This window comes from Pseudomonas sp. PS01297 (assembly GCF_029959305.1).
Taxonomy (GTDB): domain Bacteria; phylum Pseudomonadota; class Gammaproteobacteria; order Pseudomonadales; family Pseudomonadaceae; genus Aquipseudomonas; species Aquipseudomonas helleri.
In genome coordinates, this window is sequence record NZ_JASCPQ010000110.1 from 1 (window position 1) to 15,844 (window position 15,844).

Annotated in this window: 14 protein-coding genes; 4 read left to right on the forward strand and 10 right to left on the reverse strand. The window is 57.5% G+C overall.

Features of this window, described 5'->3' with window-relative positions:
• Positions 1 to 98 precede the first annotated feature (98 nt).
• The 6 genes from QMX84_RS23015 to katB all read right to left on the reverse strand — a co-directional run bounded on the left by QMX84_RS23015 (position 99) and on the right by katB (position 7,427).
• Positions 99 to 296 (reverse strand): YbdD/YjiX family protein, encoded by a 198-nt coding sequence (locus QMX84_RS23015; RefSeq protein WP_048367431.1) that lies wholly within the window; start codon positions 294 to 296, stop codon positions 99 to 101.
• Positions 297 to 308: 12 nt separating this feature from the next.
• The gene (locus QMX84_RS23020; protein ID WP_153326882.1) at positions 309 to 2,378 is read right to left on the reverse strand and encodes a carbon starvation CstA family protein; all 2,070 of its coding nucleotides are present in this window, start codon (positions 2,376 to 2,378) and stop codon (positions 309 to 311) included.
• Positions 2,379 to 2,500: 122 nt separating this feature from the next.
• Complete coding sequence (locus tag QMX84_RS23025) at positions 2,501 to 3,697, reverse strand: Fic family protein (protein WP_282364862.1); 1,197 nt, start codon at positions 3,695 to 3,697, stop codon at positions 2,501 to 2,503.
• A gap of 130 nt (positions 3,698 to 3,827) precedes the next feature.
• Positions 3,828 to 5,195, reverse strand: a complete 1,368-nt coding sequence (radA, locus tag QMX84_RS23030) for a DNA repair protein RadA (protein ID WP_048367434.1) — start codon at positions 5,193 to 5,195, stop codon at positions 3,828 to 3,830.
• 45 nt (positions 5,196 to 5,240) lie between these two features.
• Positions 5,241 to 5,771: an ankyrin repeat domain-containing protein gene (locus QMX84_RS23035; protein ID WP_282364863.1), complete on the reverse strand. Its 531-nt coding sequence runs from the start codon at positions 5,769 to 5,771 to the stop codon at positions 5,241 to 5,243.
• A 114-nt stretch (positions 5,772 to 5,885) separates the two neighbouring features.
• A complete protein-coding gene (gene katB / locus QMX84_RS23040) occupies positions 5,886 to 7,427 on the reverse strand; it encodes a catalase KatB (protein WP_048367436.1) in 1,542 nt (513 codons plus the stop codon).
• Between the two features lie 268 nt (positions 7,428 to 7,695).
• On the opposite strand from katB, the gene mscL reads away from it, so the two are divergent.
• Positions 7,696 to 8,109 (forward strand): large-conductance mechanosensitive channel protein MscL, encoded by a 414-nt coding sequence (gene mscL / locus QMX84_RS23045; RefSeq protein ID WP_123752080.1) that lies wholly within the window; start codon positions 7,696 to 7,698, stop codon positions 8,107 to 8,109.
• Between the two features lie 65 nt (positions 8,110 to 8,174).
• On the opposite strand, the gene QMX84_RS23050 is transcribed toward mscL, so the two are convergent.
• Positions 8,175 to 8,951: a ferredoxin--NADP reductase gene (locus QMX84_RS23050; protein WP_278941554.1), complete on the reverse strand. Its 777-nt coding sequence runs from the start codon at positions 8,949 to 8,951 to the stop codon at positions 8,175 to 8,177.
• Positions 8,952 to 9,325: 374 nt separating this feature from the next.
• On the opposite strand from QMX84_RS23050, the gene QMX84_RS23055 reads away from it, so the two are divergent.
• Entirely contained in the window at positions 9,326 to 10,039 is a 714-nt protein-coding gene (locus QMX84_RS23055) for a LuxR C-terminal-related transcriptional regulator (protein ID WP_282364864.1), read from the forward strand.
• 166 nt (positions 10,040 to 10,205) lie between these two features.
• Positions 10,206 to 11,330 (forward strand): methyltransferase, encoded by a 1,125-nt coding sequence (locus QMX84_RS23060; protein ID WP_153336065.1) that lies wholly within the window; start codon positions 10,206 to 10,208, stop codon positions 11,328 to 11,330.
• A gap of 116 nt (positions 11,331 to 11,446) precedes the next feature.
• On the opposite strand, the gene QMX84_RS23065 is transcribed toward QMX84_RS23060, so the two are convergent.
• Genes QMX84_RS23065 through QMX84_RS23075 form a run of 3 tightly spaced genes read right to left on the reverse strand, consistent with a single transcriptional unit; the run spans position 11,447 to position 14,122 of the window.
• Entirely contained in the window at positions 11,447 to 11,614 is a 168-nt protein-coding gene (locus QMX84_RS23065) for a DUF2474 domain-containing protein (RefSeq protein WP_048367442.1), read from the reverse strand.
• A 57-nt stretch (positions 11,615 to 11,671) separates the two neighbouring features.
• On the reverse strand, positions 11,672 to 12,679 hold the full coding sequence (gene cydB / locus QMX84_RS23070) for a cytochrome d ubiquinol oxidase subunit II (RefSeq protein ID WP_048367444.1): 1,008 nt from the start codon (positions 12,677 to 12,679) through the stop codon (positions 11,672 to 11,674).
• A 3-nt stretch (positions 12,680 to 12,682) separates the two neighbouring features.
• Positions 12,683 to 14,122, reverse strand: a complete 1,440-nt coding sequence (locus tag QMX84_RS23075) for a cytochrome ubiquinol oxidase subunit I (RefSeq protein ID WP_048367446.1) — start codon at positions 14,120 to 14,122, stop codon at positions 12,683 to 12,685.
• A gap of 403 nt (positions 14,123 to 14,525) precedes the next feature.
• Between QMX84_RS23075 and QMX84_RS23080 the strand changes: the two genes are divergently transcribed.
• On the forward strand, positions 14,526 to 15,749 hold the full coding sequence (locus tag QMX84_RS23080) for an MFS transporter (protein ID WP_282364865.1): 1,224 nt from the start codon (positions 14,526 to 14,528) through the stop codon (positions 15,747 to 15,749).
• The last annotated feature ends 95 nt before the right edge of the window (positions 15,750 to 15,844 follow it).

The window sequence follows — 15,844 nt, forward strand, 5'->3', positions numbered from 1 at the left end:
GCTCGCGATTCTGGCGATGCGGTGTATTTGGTACACCTCAGCGCTCCTATCGCGAGCAAGCCCGCTCCCACAGTCAGCTACCGCTAGCCCTTAACGGGTTAACAGCACTTGGGCCCGCTCTTGCCGCCGTAACGAGCTTCCTGGCGCTCTCGGAAGAACGCCTCGTAGCTCATCACCGGCTTGTCCGGGTGATTGGTTTGCATATGCTCGACGTAGTTGTCGTAGTCGGGCATGCCGACCATCAGGCGCGCGGCCTGACCGAGGTATTTACCGAGGCGACTCAGGTCATTGAACATGGCTGCAATCCTCTATCGTGCATCGGGCATCGCCTTGAAGGGCGTTTCTTTGTCCGTACGTTCTTTGTCGCCCCAAGCGGCAACGCCGACTTTGAGCGCGTAGAACAAGATGCTGAACACCACGAACAGGAACAGGACGGTCAAGCCCGCGTTGGTGTACGCGTTGATGATGACGTGCTGCATCTGGTCGATGTTTTTCGCCGGGGCAATCACTTGGCCTGCGTCCAGCGCCGTGCTGTATTTTTTCGCCAGCGACAGGAAGCCGACCGCCGGGTTAGCGTCGAACAGCTTGATGAAGCCTGCGGTGGTGGTGCAGATCAGCAGCCAGACCGCTGGCAGCATGGTGACCCAGATGTAGCGTTGACGCTTCATTTTGATCAGCACAACCGTCGCCAGCATCAGCGCAATACCCGCCAGCATCTGGTTAGAGATACCGAACAGCGGCCACAGGGTGTTGATGCCGCCCAACGGGTCGATCACGCCTTGATACAGCAAGTACCCCCACATCGCCACGCAGCCTGCGGTGGCAATAAGGTTGGCCGGCCAGGATTCGGTGCGCTTGAGCGCTGGCACGAAGCTGCCCAACAGGTCTTGCAGCATGAAGCGACCGGCACGGGTACCGGCGTCGACAGCGGTCAAAATAAACAAGGCTTCAAACAGAATGGCGAAGTGGTACCAGAACGCCATGGTGTTTTCACCCGGCAACACGTGGTGCAGGATCTGTGCGATACCCACGGCCAGTGTCGGAGCGCCGCCTGCGCGGGCCAGTACGGTGGTTTCACCGATGTCTTTGGCCAACGCGGTCAACGCATCCGGGGTAATGGCAAAGCCCCAACTGGTCACGGTTTGTGCCACGGTCACCACGTCACCGCCCACAATGGCAGGCGGGCTGTTCATGGCGAAGTACACGCCCGGCTCGATCACCGAAGCGGCAACCATTGCCATGATGGCCACGAAGGACTCCATCAGCATGCCGCCGTAGCCGATGTAACGGGCGTTGGCTTCGTTATCCAGCAGTTTAGGGGTAGTACCCGAGGAGATCAGTGCGTGGAAACCCGACACCGCGCCGCAGGCAATGGTGATGAACAGGAACGGGAACAGACCGCCTTTCCAGACCGGGCCATTGCCGTCGATGAACTGAGTCACGGCCGGCATTTTCAGCTCGGGCATGGTGATCAGAATGCCGATGGCCAGCGCGATGATGGTGCCGATTTTGAGGAAGGTCGACAGGTAGTCACGCGGTGCCAGTACCAGCCACACCGGCAGTACCGCTGCCACAAAGCCATAGCCGATCAGCATCCAGGTGATTTGCACACCGGTGAAGGTGAACACATGGGCCCACTCCGGGCTCGCGGCAATTTGCCCGCCCAGCCAGATCGAACCGAGCAACAGCAGCACACCGATAACCGAAATTTCACCGATGCGACCCGGGCGTATGTAGCGCATGTACACGCCCATAAACATCGCAATCGGGATGGTTGCCATCACCGTGAACATGCCCCACGGGCTTTCGGCCAAGGCTTTAACCACGATCAGCGCCAGCACCGCGAGGATGATGATCATGATCAGGAAGCAGCCAAACAGCGCGATGGTGCCAGGCACCTTGCCCATTTCTTCGCGCACCATGTCACCCAGGGAGCGACCGTTGCGACGTGTGGACATGAACAAGACCATGAAGTCTTGAACCGCGCCCGCCAGTACCACACCGGCAATCAGCCACAGTGTGCCGGGCAGGTAGCCCATTTGCGCAGCCAGTACGGGGCCGACCAGAGGGCCAGCGCCGGCGATGGCGGCAAAGTGGTGTCCGAAAAGGATGTGTTTGTTGGTCGGCACGTAGTCCAGACCATCGTTATTGAGCACCGCAGGCGTTGCCCGGTTGGGATCCAGCTGCATCACGCGCGTGGCAATGAACAGACTGTAATAACGGTACGCGACCAGGTAGATAGCCACCGCTGCAACAACAATCCACAGCGCGTTGATCGCCTCTCCCCGGCGTAATGCCACCACGCCAAGGGCGCAGGCTCCTACAATTGCCAGCACCAGCCACGGGATGTGGCGTAGCAGGCTATTTTTATTATTCATTTTTATATTCCGGCCAGTTGGACAAGAAGTACCGCTCTCGGAGTGTAGCGCTCCTGACTCTAAAGACCACCCCCTTACCTTGGTCTAGAGCCTTCTTTTGCAGATTTATGCTGGGCGTTCACTTAAATAAAGCGTCGATGCAGATCAGGGAAAACCAGTTGCGCGAACCACACCGGAAAACCTGGATAGATCAGCCTTGATTTTGGCGACGGGCTGTCTACCACGCCCAACTGCACGAGCTTCTTTAGTTGATTGATCGCGGTTCGCTCACCCAACCCCATGAACACTTTGAAGTCATTACGCGCGACAGCCCCCTGAGTGATCAGGATATGCAAGGCGCGGGCAATTTGCGGCTTGATCTCTGCGGCCATAAATCGCTCATCGAAAGCGACCGCCCGTTCAAGTCGCGCGCGTAAGGCATCACGGTCCAGCGCCTCCAGCATGTAACTCATCTGGTCGATGCAGGTGCGCAGCATAAAACGCACGAAAGCCTGCAAGGCTTTTAAAGACAATTGCCCTCGCCCGTCCAGATCGCCCTGGCGATGCTGGTCCGCCTGGGCCAGGTGCTGGTAATACGCTTCGTGCTCGCGGGCAAGCCCACGGGACAGCGACCACAAGGGTGAGGCCAGCCCCAGCTTCAAGAGCTGTAAATGCGTGACCATGCGCACCACCCGGCCATTGCCATCCGGGAAGGGATGCACCCACGCCAGGCGGTGGTGATAAGCCAGTGTGGCAATCAACCGATAGCGGGGATCGGCCAAGCGCCCATACACAACCTGCATGCGCTCAAGCATCGGGCGCACCGCCTGATAAGCCGGCGCCTCATGCTGACCGACGAACACATTGAGCCCGGCCATGTCTCTGAGTTGTCCGGGCACCATCGGCGCCTTTAACCCATCAATGTGCAGTTCTTGCTCACTGGCATCACGGAACAAGCCGCGATGGATGAGGGAGACAAAATTCACGGCAAAAAGATCTGCCCAGTCAGTCCCTCCATCCCGATCAATGATGCGTTCAAATGCGCGTTGAACGTGAACGTGCGACGTCGCGATTTCAGTTAACTGCTTGGCTGAGCGTTTGATCTGCGCTTTTTGCTCGATCACCTTGGGCTCGGTGTACTGCCCTTCAATCAGGTTTGAATAAAAGCTGTTGGTCAGTTGCAAGAGCCGGCCAATACGCTCACGGGTCTCTGCCGGGTAAAGCCCTTCGAGCCGGCCCTTGAGGGTCAGCATTTGATCTGCCATCTCAACCATATCCACAGGGACAGGTTCGAACAGCAACGGCTCAAGCCAGCTAATGGAGGTGTACAGGTCGGTCATGGCCGGTCTCTTTTGCAGATTTTTTTGCACATATTATTTATAGACTAAAGCCTATAAATACGGGCTAAAACCGACGTTAACAGACAAACCACAACGCGCCTATTGCAGATTTATTTACACATTTAAAACGCTATTCAAACAACGCATCCAGCGCTTGTTCCAGACGGGTCACCGCAATGATAGTGAGACCCGGCGGGGATTCTTTGGGGGCGTTGCCTTTGGGCACGATGGCGCGTTTAAAGCCGTGTTTGGCGGCTTCTTTCAGACGTTCCTGACCGCTCGGCACCGGGCGTACCTCGCCCGACAGGCCGACTTCGCCAAACACCAGCAAGTCGTGGGGCAGCGGGCGGTTGCGCAAACTGGACATGACGGCGGCCATCAAGGCCAGGTCTGACGCGGTTTCCAGCACTTTGACCCCGCCCACCACGTTGAGGAACACGTCCTGGTCGTGGGTCGGGATGCCGCCATGGCGGTGCAGCACCGCCAGCAACATGGCCAGCCGGTTTTGATCGAGGCCCAAGGTCACGCGGCGCGGGTTGGACATGTGGCTGTCGTCCACCAGCGCTTGTACTTCAACCAGCATCGGCCGTGTCCCTTCCCACGTGGCCATTACCACGCTGCCCGGGACTTCTTCTTGTGCCCGCGTCAGGAAGATCGCAGACGGGTTGGAGACTTCTTTCAGGCCTTTGTCGGTCATGCCGAAAACGCCCAGTTCGTTGACCGCACCGAAACGGTTTTTCACCGCGCGCAGCAAACGTAACCGCCCGTCGGATTCACCTTCGAAATACAACACGGTATCGACCATGTGCTCCAGCACGCGGGGGCCAGCGAGAGCGCCCTCTTTGGTCACGTGGCCGACCAGAAAGATCGCCGTGCCGCTGGATTTGGCATAACGCACCAGCAACGCCGCGCTCTCGCGCACTTGCGACACGCCGCCCGGTGCCGACTGCAGCTGTTCGGTGAAGATGGTCTGGATCGAGTCGATCACCATGACCTTGGGCTTTTCGAGCTTGGCCGTGGCGATGATGTTTTCGATGCAGGTTTCGGTCATGACCTTGAGCTGGTCCTGTGGCAAGCCCAGACGCCGGGCGCGCATGGCCACTTGCTGCTGGGATTCTTCGCCGGTGACGTACAGCGCGGGCATGCGCGTGGCCATCTGACACAAGGTTTGCAGGAGGATGGTTGACTTGCCGATGCCGGGGTCACCGCCGATCAGCACCACCGAGCCGTCGACCAGACCGCCACCGAGCACCCGGTCGAGCTCGCCGGAGGCGGTCGAAAAGCGCGGGATTTCTTCGATGCTGACTTCGGCCAGGGTTTTGATTTGCGCCTGTTGCCCGGTCCAGCCGGTACGGCCACTGGGAGGCGCAGCAGCGCCGCTTTCAACAACGGTTTCTACCAGAGTGTTCCAGACGCCGCATTCTGCGCACTGCCCGGCCCACTTGGGGAAAGTTGCACCGCACTCGGTACAGCCGTAAATGCGCTTAGGCTTGGCCATCTGAACTCCGCACAAAAACCGCGATGATAGCCCACAAGGCTGCGATCAGTGCGACTCAGGCATGCGGATTTCGCCCTTGATCAGCTGAGCGGCGGTATTGCCTTGGGCATCCTTGGCATTCAGGTCGGCGCCTTTTTGGGATAGATCGTTGAGCAGTTCGACCCGCTTGAACAACCCGGCAAACATGGCCGCGGTCTGTCCCGCGCCGTTGCGCTGATCGGGGTTGCAGTCGGTGTTCATCAGCCGCCGGGCGATCTTGAATTCGCCTTTGAAAATGGCGCCCATCAGCGCGGTATTGCCGCGCAGGTCTTGCGCACAGGCATTGGCACCCGCCTTGAGCAAGTGCTCGACCGCCTCGTCATGGCCGTTATACGCCGCAAGAATCAAGGCGGTGTAGCCTTTGCTGTCCTGGGCATCGAGATCAAAGTGCGAGTCGATGAAGGTGTCGAGCATGACCACGTCGCCACGCCGGGCGGCGTCGAAGTAGTAGCCCTTGAGTTGAGTCTGGGTGTCGGGCTGGTCGGCAAGTGCCCACCCACTCAACAGCAGCATCGTAGCTAAAGCAAAAATTCGCATGTGTACGCTACCTGTCAGAGGTCACAGATCCATGTAGGAGCGAGCTTGTCTCGCGATCTTTTGATCGTTTTCAAGATCGCGAGGCGAGCTCGCCCCTACAACGACCGGCGAAGGTTAATCCACCAACTTGGCCGCCAGTGCTTTGACCCGTGCCAGGTCGCCTTTGGCCACTTTGGTCACGCCGGTGCCGTACTCCGGGTCTGCCTTATAAAGGAACGACAGGATGATGTGCTTGCTGACGTCATCGGTGGTGGCCAACGAGCCGCCGAAGTTTTCAATCAGGTCCTGGCGCTCTTTCTTGCTGTATGAACGGTAAAGATCGCCTGCCTGTTTGAAGTTCTGCTCACGCTGGATCTTCGCCTGCTGGGTCGTGCCCGACAGCGGCATTTGGCTGTAACGCGCGGTTTGTGGTTCTTCACGCGGCTCCAGTCGGCTTGGCTGGTAGTTCACGCCCGAGGTGCTATGACCGGTGTTCATGGCGCCGTCCTGATTGCCGTTGTTGACCGTCACTCGTGGGGCGTTGATCGGCAATTGCAGGGCGTTGGCGCCTAAACGGTACATCTGCGTGTCGGCGTAGGAGAACACCCGACCTTGCAGCAAGCGGTCTTCAGACGGCTCGATACCTGGCACCAGGTTGGCCGGCGCCATGGCCACTTGCTCGGTTTCCTGGAAGACGTTGGCCGGGTTGCGGTTCAGTACCATCTGGCCGACTTTGCGCTCCGGCACGTTCGGCCAGATTTTGGTCGCGTCCAAAGGGTCAAAGTCGAATGACTTCAAGTCTTCAGGCGTGAGCACTTGCACGTACAAATCCCACTTGGGGAAGTCGCCCTGGTTGATGTGCGTGACCAGGTCGTGGGTCATGTGGCTGTAGTCACGGCCCTGCACCTGGGTGACTTCTTTAGGGTCGAGGTTGTGAATGCCTTGCAGGCTCTTCCAGTGGAACTTCACGTAGTGCACTTCGCCCTTGGCATTCACCAGTTTGTAGGCGTGCACACCATTACCGTCCATTTCGCGATAGCTGGCCGGGGTGCCCGAGTCGGAGTACAGCTCGGTCAGGGTGCGCGTGGCTTCAGGCACATGAGAGAAGAAATCAAAGCGCCGCGAGTCATCGTCAAGGTTGGTGCGCGGGTCGGGCTTAAACGCGTGCACCATGTCCGGGAACTTGATCGCATCACGAATAAAAAACGTCGGGAAGTTGTTGCCCACCAGGTCCCAGTTGCCGTCTGCGGTATAGAACTTGGTGGCAAAGCCACGCGGGTCACGCAGGGTTTCCGGGGAGTGGTTGCCATGAACCACCGCCGAGAAGCGCACAAACACAGGCGTGGTTTCGCCGGCTGCAAACACCCGGGCTTTGGTCAGGTCACTGAGGTCGTTGGTCACGGTGAAGCTGCCGTGGGCGCCGGTGCCGCGGGCATGCACCACACGTTCAGGGATACGCTCGCGGTCAAAGCGCTGCAGCTTTTGCAGCAGTTGTACGTCTTGCAGCAACACGGGGCCATTGGCGCCGGCCGTTTGTGAGTTTTGGTTATCACCCACCGCCGCGCCGTTATCGCGGGTCAAGGTAGCGGCGTGAACGGAAACCGATAGCAGGCTGATGCTCAACGCACTAAGCAGGCGTCGTTGGGTACGGGGCCCAAGGCCGAAAGGGGTGGTCATGCACGTGTCCTCTGGTTATTAGCTACGTAGTCACTACGTTGCGCAAAGGTTAGAGGCGCGGGTGGGGTTCTCTAAATTGAAAGGCCTGAACTGCCCCATTAAGAAAAAAGGCTGGCTTGAAGACGCTAAAGGCGTTAAGCGCTGAAACGTTTAAACTTATACGCCGCCTGCGGGTCAACCCATGAGATTGCAAGTGGCCTGGCAGGCGAGATGCGCAAGGCTGATTTACACTGCATCTACCAACCTCATCTGTAACAAGGAATAACCAATGAGCGTCTTAAGTGAGTTCAAGGCCTTCGCGGTCAAAGGGAACGTGGTCGATATGGCCGTGGGCATCATCATCGGCGCTGCGTTCGGCAAAATCGTTTCATCCTTCGTCGGCGATGTGGTCATGCCGCCTTTGGGGCTGTTGATTGGCGGCGTGGACTTCTCGGACCTGGCCATTACGCTCAAAGCGGCGGCCGGTGACGCCCCAGCGGTGGTATTGGCTTATGGCAAATTCATTCAGACCGTCATCGACTTTCTGATTGTGGCGTTTGCTATCTTTTTGGGCGTCAAGGCGATCAACCGCCTGCGCCGTCAAGAAGAAGTCGCCCCAAGCACCCCGCCACTGCCTTCTAAAGAAGAAGAACTGCTGGGTGAGATCCGCGACCTGCTCAAAGAACAAAAGAACCGGCCATAGAGGCCCGGGCTTAAACAACGGCGCTTAGAGGCGCCGTTGTTTATTAAAGACCTTGTTTAGTTGACCTACCAATAGTTCTCTACCGCAACTTGCCCGGGACGACGCGAAAGGCTTAGTTGCAGATTGCGTGCTTTCAATAACTTACGCGTGTCATCAATCATTTGTGGATTACCGCACAACATGACCCGCGAGTGCTCGGGTGTTAGTTCAATGCCCGCCGCACGCTCAAGCTCACCGTTTTCAATCAGCGTTGTTATACGCCCGTTTAACGCACCCGCCATTTGTTCACGGGTCACTATCGGTATATAGGTCAGTTTGTGTGCGTATTCGACGAGATAATCACGCTTTCCCAGTTCAGCGATTAAATCCTGATACGCCAGTTCACGTGCTTCCCGGGCGCTGTAAACCAATACGATGCGTTCAAATTTTTCCCATACTTCAAAGTCTTGCAGGATCGAGACGAACGGTGCGATACCGGTTCCTGTTGCCAACAACCACAGGTCCCGGCCATCGACAAAACGGTCCAGAGTCAGGTAGCCAAAGGCCTGGCGGTCTACCAGCAAGGTATCGCCCACCTGTAAGCGGCTCAGCTCACTGGTGAACTCCCCCCCCGGCACCACGATTGAAAAGAACTCCAAAAACTCGTCATACGGGGAAGACACCATGGAGTAGGCACGCCACACCGTACTGCCGTCGGCCTTGGTCACGCCCAGCCTTGCAAACTGCCCTGCGCGAAAGCGAAACCCTTGGTCGCGGGTGGTGCGCAAGGTAAACAGGTTGGGGGTCAGGGGTTTAACATCGAGCAGCGTCTGGCGGGTGAATTTTTCTGCGCTGGCGGTCATGGTGCGCTCCATTGGGCTGATGGCCCTAGTGTCGCGCAAACACGCGAGGAGGAACACTGACGGTTTGTGATGGCTTTGAATTCATAGGAGAAACAGGGAGAGCTATGCACTCGTACAGAAATGTGTGACGAGTTGTTAATGACGTTTAGCACTGTCAACTTTAAACATGGCTTTCAACACTAAGCCTCAACCAAAAAATGGCGCCAAAAAAACAAATCGATAACAAGCGTGAAAAAAACGTTAAATCTTCAGAGACTTAAAACACTAGAGCAATTACTCTTAAAATTGATCGAGAAAATTCCTACATATTCTTGAGAATTATGAACTACTATTAAATTCCACATTGGATCCACCTTCTGGGAGCCCCACGCATTATGGGCACTGCCAATCGTTTTTATACAAAACAAGAACTTACCCAAAAGGGTGAATCCACTTTACTCACTTATGCACGCAATCGAATTGAACTATGCGGATTTGATAGTTTTTTGTTCAGAATGGCTCCGCAACGCGGGAGCATCCAAATAGATAGAAAAATACTGACTAATCACCCAAGCGAGTTTATTGAAACTTTCGATGCGTGTTGTATCACCCATAAAAACCCAATAGAAAACCACTTCAGAAAGTCTATCGATCCGTTAGTGTGGGACCAGCAGTTGTTCAGTGAAACGCCTGAACTAAAAAAGGTGTCGCAGTCATATGGGCTCAATTATGGTTGGTCGCTATCAGCTCAAGACGCAAAAGGAACGGTCAGCATACTAAGCCTGACTCGAAGCAACTCGCCTGTGTCACCCCAGGAGTTCGATGACAAAGTGGGCGACTTACTGTGGCTCTGCCATCAGTTGCACACCGCGATGTATGAAAAGTTCTTTTTGAACATGCGGCTAAATGCCCCAGATAATCATCTTTCTCTGCGTGAATCAGAGATCTTGAAATGGACCGCCCAAGGCAAAATGGCGTCTGACATTGCCATGATCCTGAGTCTGACACCGCGAACCGTAAACTTTCACATCAGCAGTGCAATGCGAAAAATGGGCGCCACCAACAAGACGTCTGCCGTGGTCATCGCTGCCAGATGCGGTCTTCTTTAAGGGCCCCCTCCCCCTTGAATAATCAGTACCCCGACCAAAAGCGTCGGGCAATCTCTCGTAAAAAAAAGTAAAATCGCCAACACCTGAAAATGCCACGGCCTCCATGGCTGCTTGACTGCCTTTGTGCTCAATTCAAGCCGCTGTCGATGCCCCAGAGTTTGTATAGATGCCTGCGCTCGAAAGTCCTTTCGCCCAACTCCACTTGATCCGCCAGCCTGAACAACAGAATGAGCCACTCCAGGCCTTCGACGCTGCGGATGAGTATTTGCTTAACCACGTGGCCGAATTGGCGTTGCCGGCCAACAGCCGGATATTGGTGCTCAACGACAGTTTTGGGGCCTTGGCCGTCAGCCTGGTCAGTACGATGCACGTCACCAGCAGCAGTGACTCGTTCCTGGCCATTCAAGGCCTGGAAAAGAATCTGGTGCGCAACGGCCATGCATTTGATGCGGTGTCGATCATTCCCGCCAGCCAGCCACTGGTAGGCCCATTCGACTGCGTACTGGTGCGGGTGCCAAAAACCCTGGCGTTGCTGGAAGAGCAACTGATTCGCCTGCAAGGGCAATTGGCTCCGGGCACACAGGTGATTGCAGGTGCCATGATCAAACACTTACCGCGTGCGGCAGGGGATTTGCTGGAGCGCTATATCGGCCCGGTGCAAGCCTCGCTGGCGGTCAAAAAAGCTCGCTTGCTGGTGGCGACGGCACAGGGCCTTGGACCGTTTACCTCGCCCTACCCTTCACGTTACTCGCTGGACAAGCCTGCTATCGAGCTGCTCAACCACGCCAACGTGTTCTGCCGTGAAGGGCTGGATATTGGCACGCGAGCGTTTTTGCCACACCTGCCGACCAACCTGGGCTCGGCCCGTGTGGCCGACCTGGGCTGCGGTAATGGCGTGCTGGCCATCGCCAGCGCCCTGAACAACCCACAGGCGCACTACACGCTGGTCGATGAATCGTTTATGGCGGTGCAATCGGCACAGGAGAACTGGCAGGCGGCGCTGGGCGATCGCGACGTGACGGTACGTGCAGGCGACGGCCTGGCAGGGCAGGCGCCGAACTCATTGGACGTGGTGTTGTGCAATCCGCCGTTTCACCAGCAACAAGTGGTGGGCGACTTTTTGGCCTGGCGCATGTTCCAGCAAGCCCGTGAAGCGCTGGTTGTCGGCGGCGCGCTGTACATCGTAGGCAATCGCCACTTGGGCTATCACAGCAAGCTGGCCAAGTTGTTTCGAGGGGTTGAGCAAGTGGCTGCCACGCCTAAATTCGTCATCCTCAAGGCGCGTAAATAACTGTAAACCTCCTGTAGCCGCTGCCGCAGGCTGCGAAGGGTTGCGCAGCGACCCACGCTTTTTGAAGGCCCTGCGGGCCTTATCGCAGCCTGCGGCAGCGGCTACAGATTTGGACGTCAATGGCTTTTCATGCCCGCTGCGGTCATGAACAGGCGGATCAGCATGGCAAATACAGCCAGGCTCGCCACGCTGGCGGTCCAGATCAACACCAACCAACCAATGCGTTGCCACAGCGGCTTTTTCTCACACGCTTGCACGTCGTTTAAATAGTCTTTGCCAGCCATGTTCAGGCACTCCTCTGAGAAAAGGCTGCGCCCGGTGGGGCGCAGCGGCACTTGCAACTAGTGGTAACCGTCTTCGTGGGTGACTTTGCCGCGGAACACGTAGTAGCTCCAGTAGGTGTAACCCAGGATAAACGGCAGGATGAACAAGGTGCCCACCAGCATAAAGCCTTGGCTTTGCGGCGGTGCAGCGGCCTCCCAGATCGAAATCGACGGCGGGATGATGTTCGGCCACAAGCTGATGCCCAAACCGCTGTAACCCAGAAAAATCAGCAGCAGGGTCAGCAGGAACGGCGTGTAATGGGCATTGCGCGCAATCGCCTTAAACAGCCCGTACATGGTCACCAGCACCAGAATCGGCACCGGCAGGAACCAGAACAGGTTCGGCAAGGTGAACCAGCGTGCGGCAATGTCTGTGTGCGCCAGCGGCGTCCACAGGCTGACAACGCCCATCACCACCAGCAGGGCAATTGCCAATGGCCGCCCCAGGTTGTGCATGCGCTCTTGCAGCGGGCCTTCGGTTTTCATGATCAACCAAGTGCAGCCGAGCAAGGCGTAGGCCACGATCAGGCCGAGCCCGCAGAACAAGCTGAACGGCGATAACCAATCCAGCCCGCCACCGGCGTATTCACGGTTGACCACCGGAATCCCCTCAATAAAGGCCCCCAGCGCCACGCCCTGGAAGAAAGTGGCGATGATCGAACCCCAAATGAACGCCTTGTCCCAGATGTGACGCTTGTCGGCCTTGGCCTTGAAGCGAAACTCAAAGGCCACACCGCGGAAGATCAAGCCGACCAGCATCAGGATCAGTGGCAGGTACAGCGCCGACAGCACCACCGAATAAGCCAGCGGGAAGGCGCCAAACAGCGCCGCACCGCCCAGTACCAGCCAGGTTTCGTTACCGTCCCAAACGGGGGCAACGGTGTTCATCATCACATCGCGGTCTTTCTCGCCTTTGATAAAGGGGAAGAGGATGCCGATCCCGAGATCGAAGCCATCCATAACCACGTACATCATGACGCCAAAGATGATGATGATTGCCCAGATAAGTGGCAGATCAATACCCATGACTCAGTTCCCCTTCTTCAGGCTGTCGCTGTAACCTTCTTCGGTGCCTTCAACGGCAGCCGACAAAGGACGGGCAGGCGTGCGTTGCTGACCTGGGCCACCTGAAGGCTGACCATCACCCTCGTGGGCAATCGGGCCTTTACGCACCAGACGCATCATGTAGCCAATACCGACGCCGAACAGCGAGAAGTACACCAGCACAAACATGATCAGGGTGATGCTCATTTGCGTCACGCTGTGGTTGGACGACGCATCGGCGGTGCGCATCAACCCGTAGACCACCCACGGCTGACGGCCGACTTCCGTGGTGAACCAGCCTGCCAGGATGGCGATCAGACCCGACGGCCCCATCCACAGCACCAGTTTCAAGAACCAGCGGTTTTCATACAGCGTGCCGCGCTTGCGCAGCCACACGCTCCACAGGCCGATGACGATCATCAGCATGCCCAGCGCCACCATGATGCGGAACGTGAAGAACACGATGGTGGAGTTAGGACGGTCCGCCGCCGGGTAGTCCTTCATCGCCGGGATCTGTTTATCCAGGCTGTGGGTCAGGATCAAACTGCCCAGGTACGGCACTTCGATCTTGTAGTCGGTGGTTTCGGTTTTCATGTTCGGGATGCCGAACAGGATTAGCGGGGTAGGTTCACCGGGCTTGTTTTCCCAGTGCCCTTCGATCGCAGCGATTTTCACCGGCTGATATTTCAGCGTGTTTAACCCGTGAGCATCACCGATAAACGCCTGAATGGGGGCAACCACCAGGGCCATCCACATCGCCATCGAAAACATGCGGCGAATGGCCGGCGTATTGCGCCCACGCAACAGGTGCCAGGCAGCCGAAGCACCGACAAAGAACGCGGTAGCCACAAAGGCAGCCGTGGCCATGTGCGCCAGGCGGTAAGGGAACGACGGGTTGAAGATCACTGCCAGCCAATCCACCGGGATCACCCGGCCATCAATAATTTCGAAACCCTGCGGGGTTTGCATCCAGCTGTTGGAAGCCAGGATCCAGAAGGTCGAAATCAGCGTGCCAACGGCCACCATGATGGTGGAAAAGAAGTGCATGCCGCGACCCACGCGGTTCCAGCCAAACAGCATGACGCCCAGAAAGCCGGCCTCAAGGAAGAAGGCGGTGAGCACTTCATAGGTCAGTAATGGCCCGGTAACAGCCCCTGCGAAATCAGAGAACCGCGACCAGTTGGTGCCGAACTGGTACGCCATGACCAGGCCAGAAACCACGCCCATGCCAAAGTTGACTGCAAAAATCTTCGACCAAAAGTGGTACAGGTCGCGGTAGGTATCGTCACGGGTTTTCAGCCACATGCCTTCGAGCACCATGAGATAACTGGCGAGACCGATGGTGATGGCTGGAAATAGAATGTGGAACGATACGGTGAACGCGAACTGAATTCGGGCGAGATCGAGAGCCTCCAAACCGAACATAAGTCTTCCTCTATCAGGTATCAGGTTGTCAGGGCACCGACAGGACGCCGGTGTCCAACAGCCCCACGAGCAATGGCCTTTGCGAATCTGCGCTCACACTGCTGGCCACCACGCAAGGGAATCAGGCCGTCTGGCCATTCCAGTAAAACCCCTGCGGGCTTTGACCTGGATCAAACATTGCTGAAAGAGTAGTCCATTCTTGGCGTGTGGCTAATGTGGCTGGTTGTCGCGTGACAGGTTGTCCCAGGCCCTGAAATAGACAGTTTCAGGAAGTGCGTGTAATAGCCGCAGGCGTTTTTTTGCATGACCGTTGGGCGGTTTTCGCAAAGCGTCAGGGCGAGTCATTATTTGTTACAGAAAAATGATAATCTCGACGTCCCCTGCCCTCTGCCACGACCCTTCAATGACCAGCCAGCCGCTTCTGTTACGTCATCACCGGCCTTTTGTGGCCTTTTGGTTTGCCCGTATCTTCACCGCCAGCGCCTTCCAGATGCTGACAGTTGCCATTGGCTGGAACCTCTACCAGTTGACCGGTAACGTGATGGACCTGGGCTGGGTGGGGCTGATCGAGTTCGCGCCGCGCGTGCTGTTTATGTTGCACACCGGGCATGTGGCCGACCGCTATGACCGCCGCCGGGTGGCCGCGCTGTGCCAGTCGCTGCAAGCGATGATTGCCCTGACCCTGGCGATCAGCAGCCTGAGCGGCAGCATCACCCGTGAAATGATCTTTATCCTGGCGTTTTTACTCGGCGCTGCCCGCTCATTTGAAATGCCCACCACCCAGGCCTTGTTGCCCTCCATCGTCCCTGTGGCGCTGTTCCCCCGCGCCGTGGCCGCCGCACAGGCCGCACAGCAGTCGGCAACCATCGTGGCCCCGGCGTTTGGTGGCTTACTGTATGCGTTCGGCAGCGTGTGGGTGTATGGCCCCAGCGTGGTGCTGTACCTGATTGCCGCACTGTTAATGAGCAACCTGCCGGCCCGCCAGGTGGCGCTGAACAAAGGCAAGGCGACGATGCACTCGCTGCTGGCCGGGATTCGCTTTATCCGCAGCCGCCCGGACATCCTCGGGGCCATCTCGCTGGACCTGTTCGCCGTGTTGCTGGGCGGTGCGACTGCGCTGCTGCCGGTGTTTGCCAAAGACATTCTGCTGACCGGCCCGTGGGGCCTGGGCATGCTGCGCTCGGCCCCGGCGGTGGGCGCCTTATTGATGTCATTGTGGTTGGCGCGCTTCCCGTTTGAGCGCAAGGTAGGGCGCACCATGTTTACCGCAGTGGGCATATTCGGGGTCGCGACCATCGCTTTCGGGCTGTCGACCTCGTTCTGGTTCTCGATGGCGGTGCTGGTGGTACTGGGCGCGGCCGACATGATCAGCATGGTTATCCGCGCCTCGTTCGTGCAATTGGAAACTCCGGATGAAATGCGCGGCCGGGTCAGCGCGGTCAACGGCCTGTTTATCGGCGCGTCCAACCAGCTTGGCGAGTTTGAATCCGGCGCCACCGCCCATTGGCTGGGCACCGTACCGGCCGTGGTGCTGGGCGGCGTGGGCACGCTGTTTATCGCCGGGCTGTGGATAAAACTGTTCCCGGGCCTGGCCAAGCGTGACCGGCTGGTGGAAGACACACTCTAATCCCTGTAGCCGCTGCCGCAGGCTGCGATCGAGCCCGAAGGGATCGCGCTGTTCAAAAGAGAAGGTCCTTCGGTCCTTATCGCAGCCTGCGGCAG

Coding starts and splice junctions, on each gene's coding strand:
- QMX84_RS23050 (WP_278941554.1), bottom strand. CDS start 8,951: ATGACCGCCAGCGCAGAAAAATTCACCCGCCAGACGCTGCTCGATGTT.
- radA (WP_048367434.1), bottom strand. CDS start 5,195: ATGGCCAAGCCTAAGCGCATTTACGGCTGTACCGAGTGCGGTGCAACT.
- QMX84_RS23055 (WP_282364864.1), top strand. CDS start 9,326: ATGGGCACTGCCAATCGTTTTTATACAAAACAAGAACTTACCCAAAAG.
- QMX84_RS23065 (WP_048367442.1), bottom strand. CDS start 11,614: ATGGCTGGCAAAGACTATTTAAACGACGTGCAAGCGTGTGAGAAAAAG.
- QMX84_RS23035 (WP_282364863.1), bottom strand. CDS start 5,771: ATGCGAATTTTTGCTTTAGCTACGATGCTGCTGTTGAGTGGGTGGGCA.
- mscL (WP_123752080.1), top strand. CDS start 7,696: ATGAGCGTCTTAAGTGAGTTCAAGGCCTTCGCGGTCAAAGGGAACGTG.
- QMX84_RS23020 (WP_153326882.1), bottom strand. CDS start 2,378: ATGAATAATAAAAATAGCCTGCTACGCCACATCCCGTGGCTGGTGCTG.
- QMX84_RS23080 (WP_282364865.1), top strand. CDS start 14,526: ATGACCAGCCAGCCGCTTCTGTTACGTCATCACCGGCCTTTTGTGGCC.
- cydB (WP_048367444.1), bottom strand. CDS start 12,679: ATGGGTATTGATCTGCCACTTATCTGGGCAATCATCATCATCTTTGGC.
- katB (WP_048367436.1), bottom strand. CDS start 7,427: ATGACCACCCCTTTCGGCCTTGGGCCCCGTACCCAACGACGCCTGCTT.
- QMX84_RS23025 (WP_282364862.1), bottom strand. CDS start 3,697: ATGACCGACCTGTACACCTCCATTAGCTGGCTTGAGCCGTTGCTGTTC.
- QMX84_RS23060 (WP_153336065.1), top strand. CDS start 10,206: ATGCCTGCGCTCGAAAGTCCTTTCGCCCAACTCCACTTGATCCGCCAG.
- QMX84_RS23015 (WP_048367431.1), bottom strand. CDS start 296: ATGTTCAATGACCTGAGTCGCCTCGGTAAATACCTCGGTCAGGCCGCG.
- QMX84_RS23075 (WP_048367446.1), bottom strand. CDS start 14,122: ATGTTCGGTTTGGAGGCTCTCGATCTCGCCCGAATTCAGTTCGCGTTC.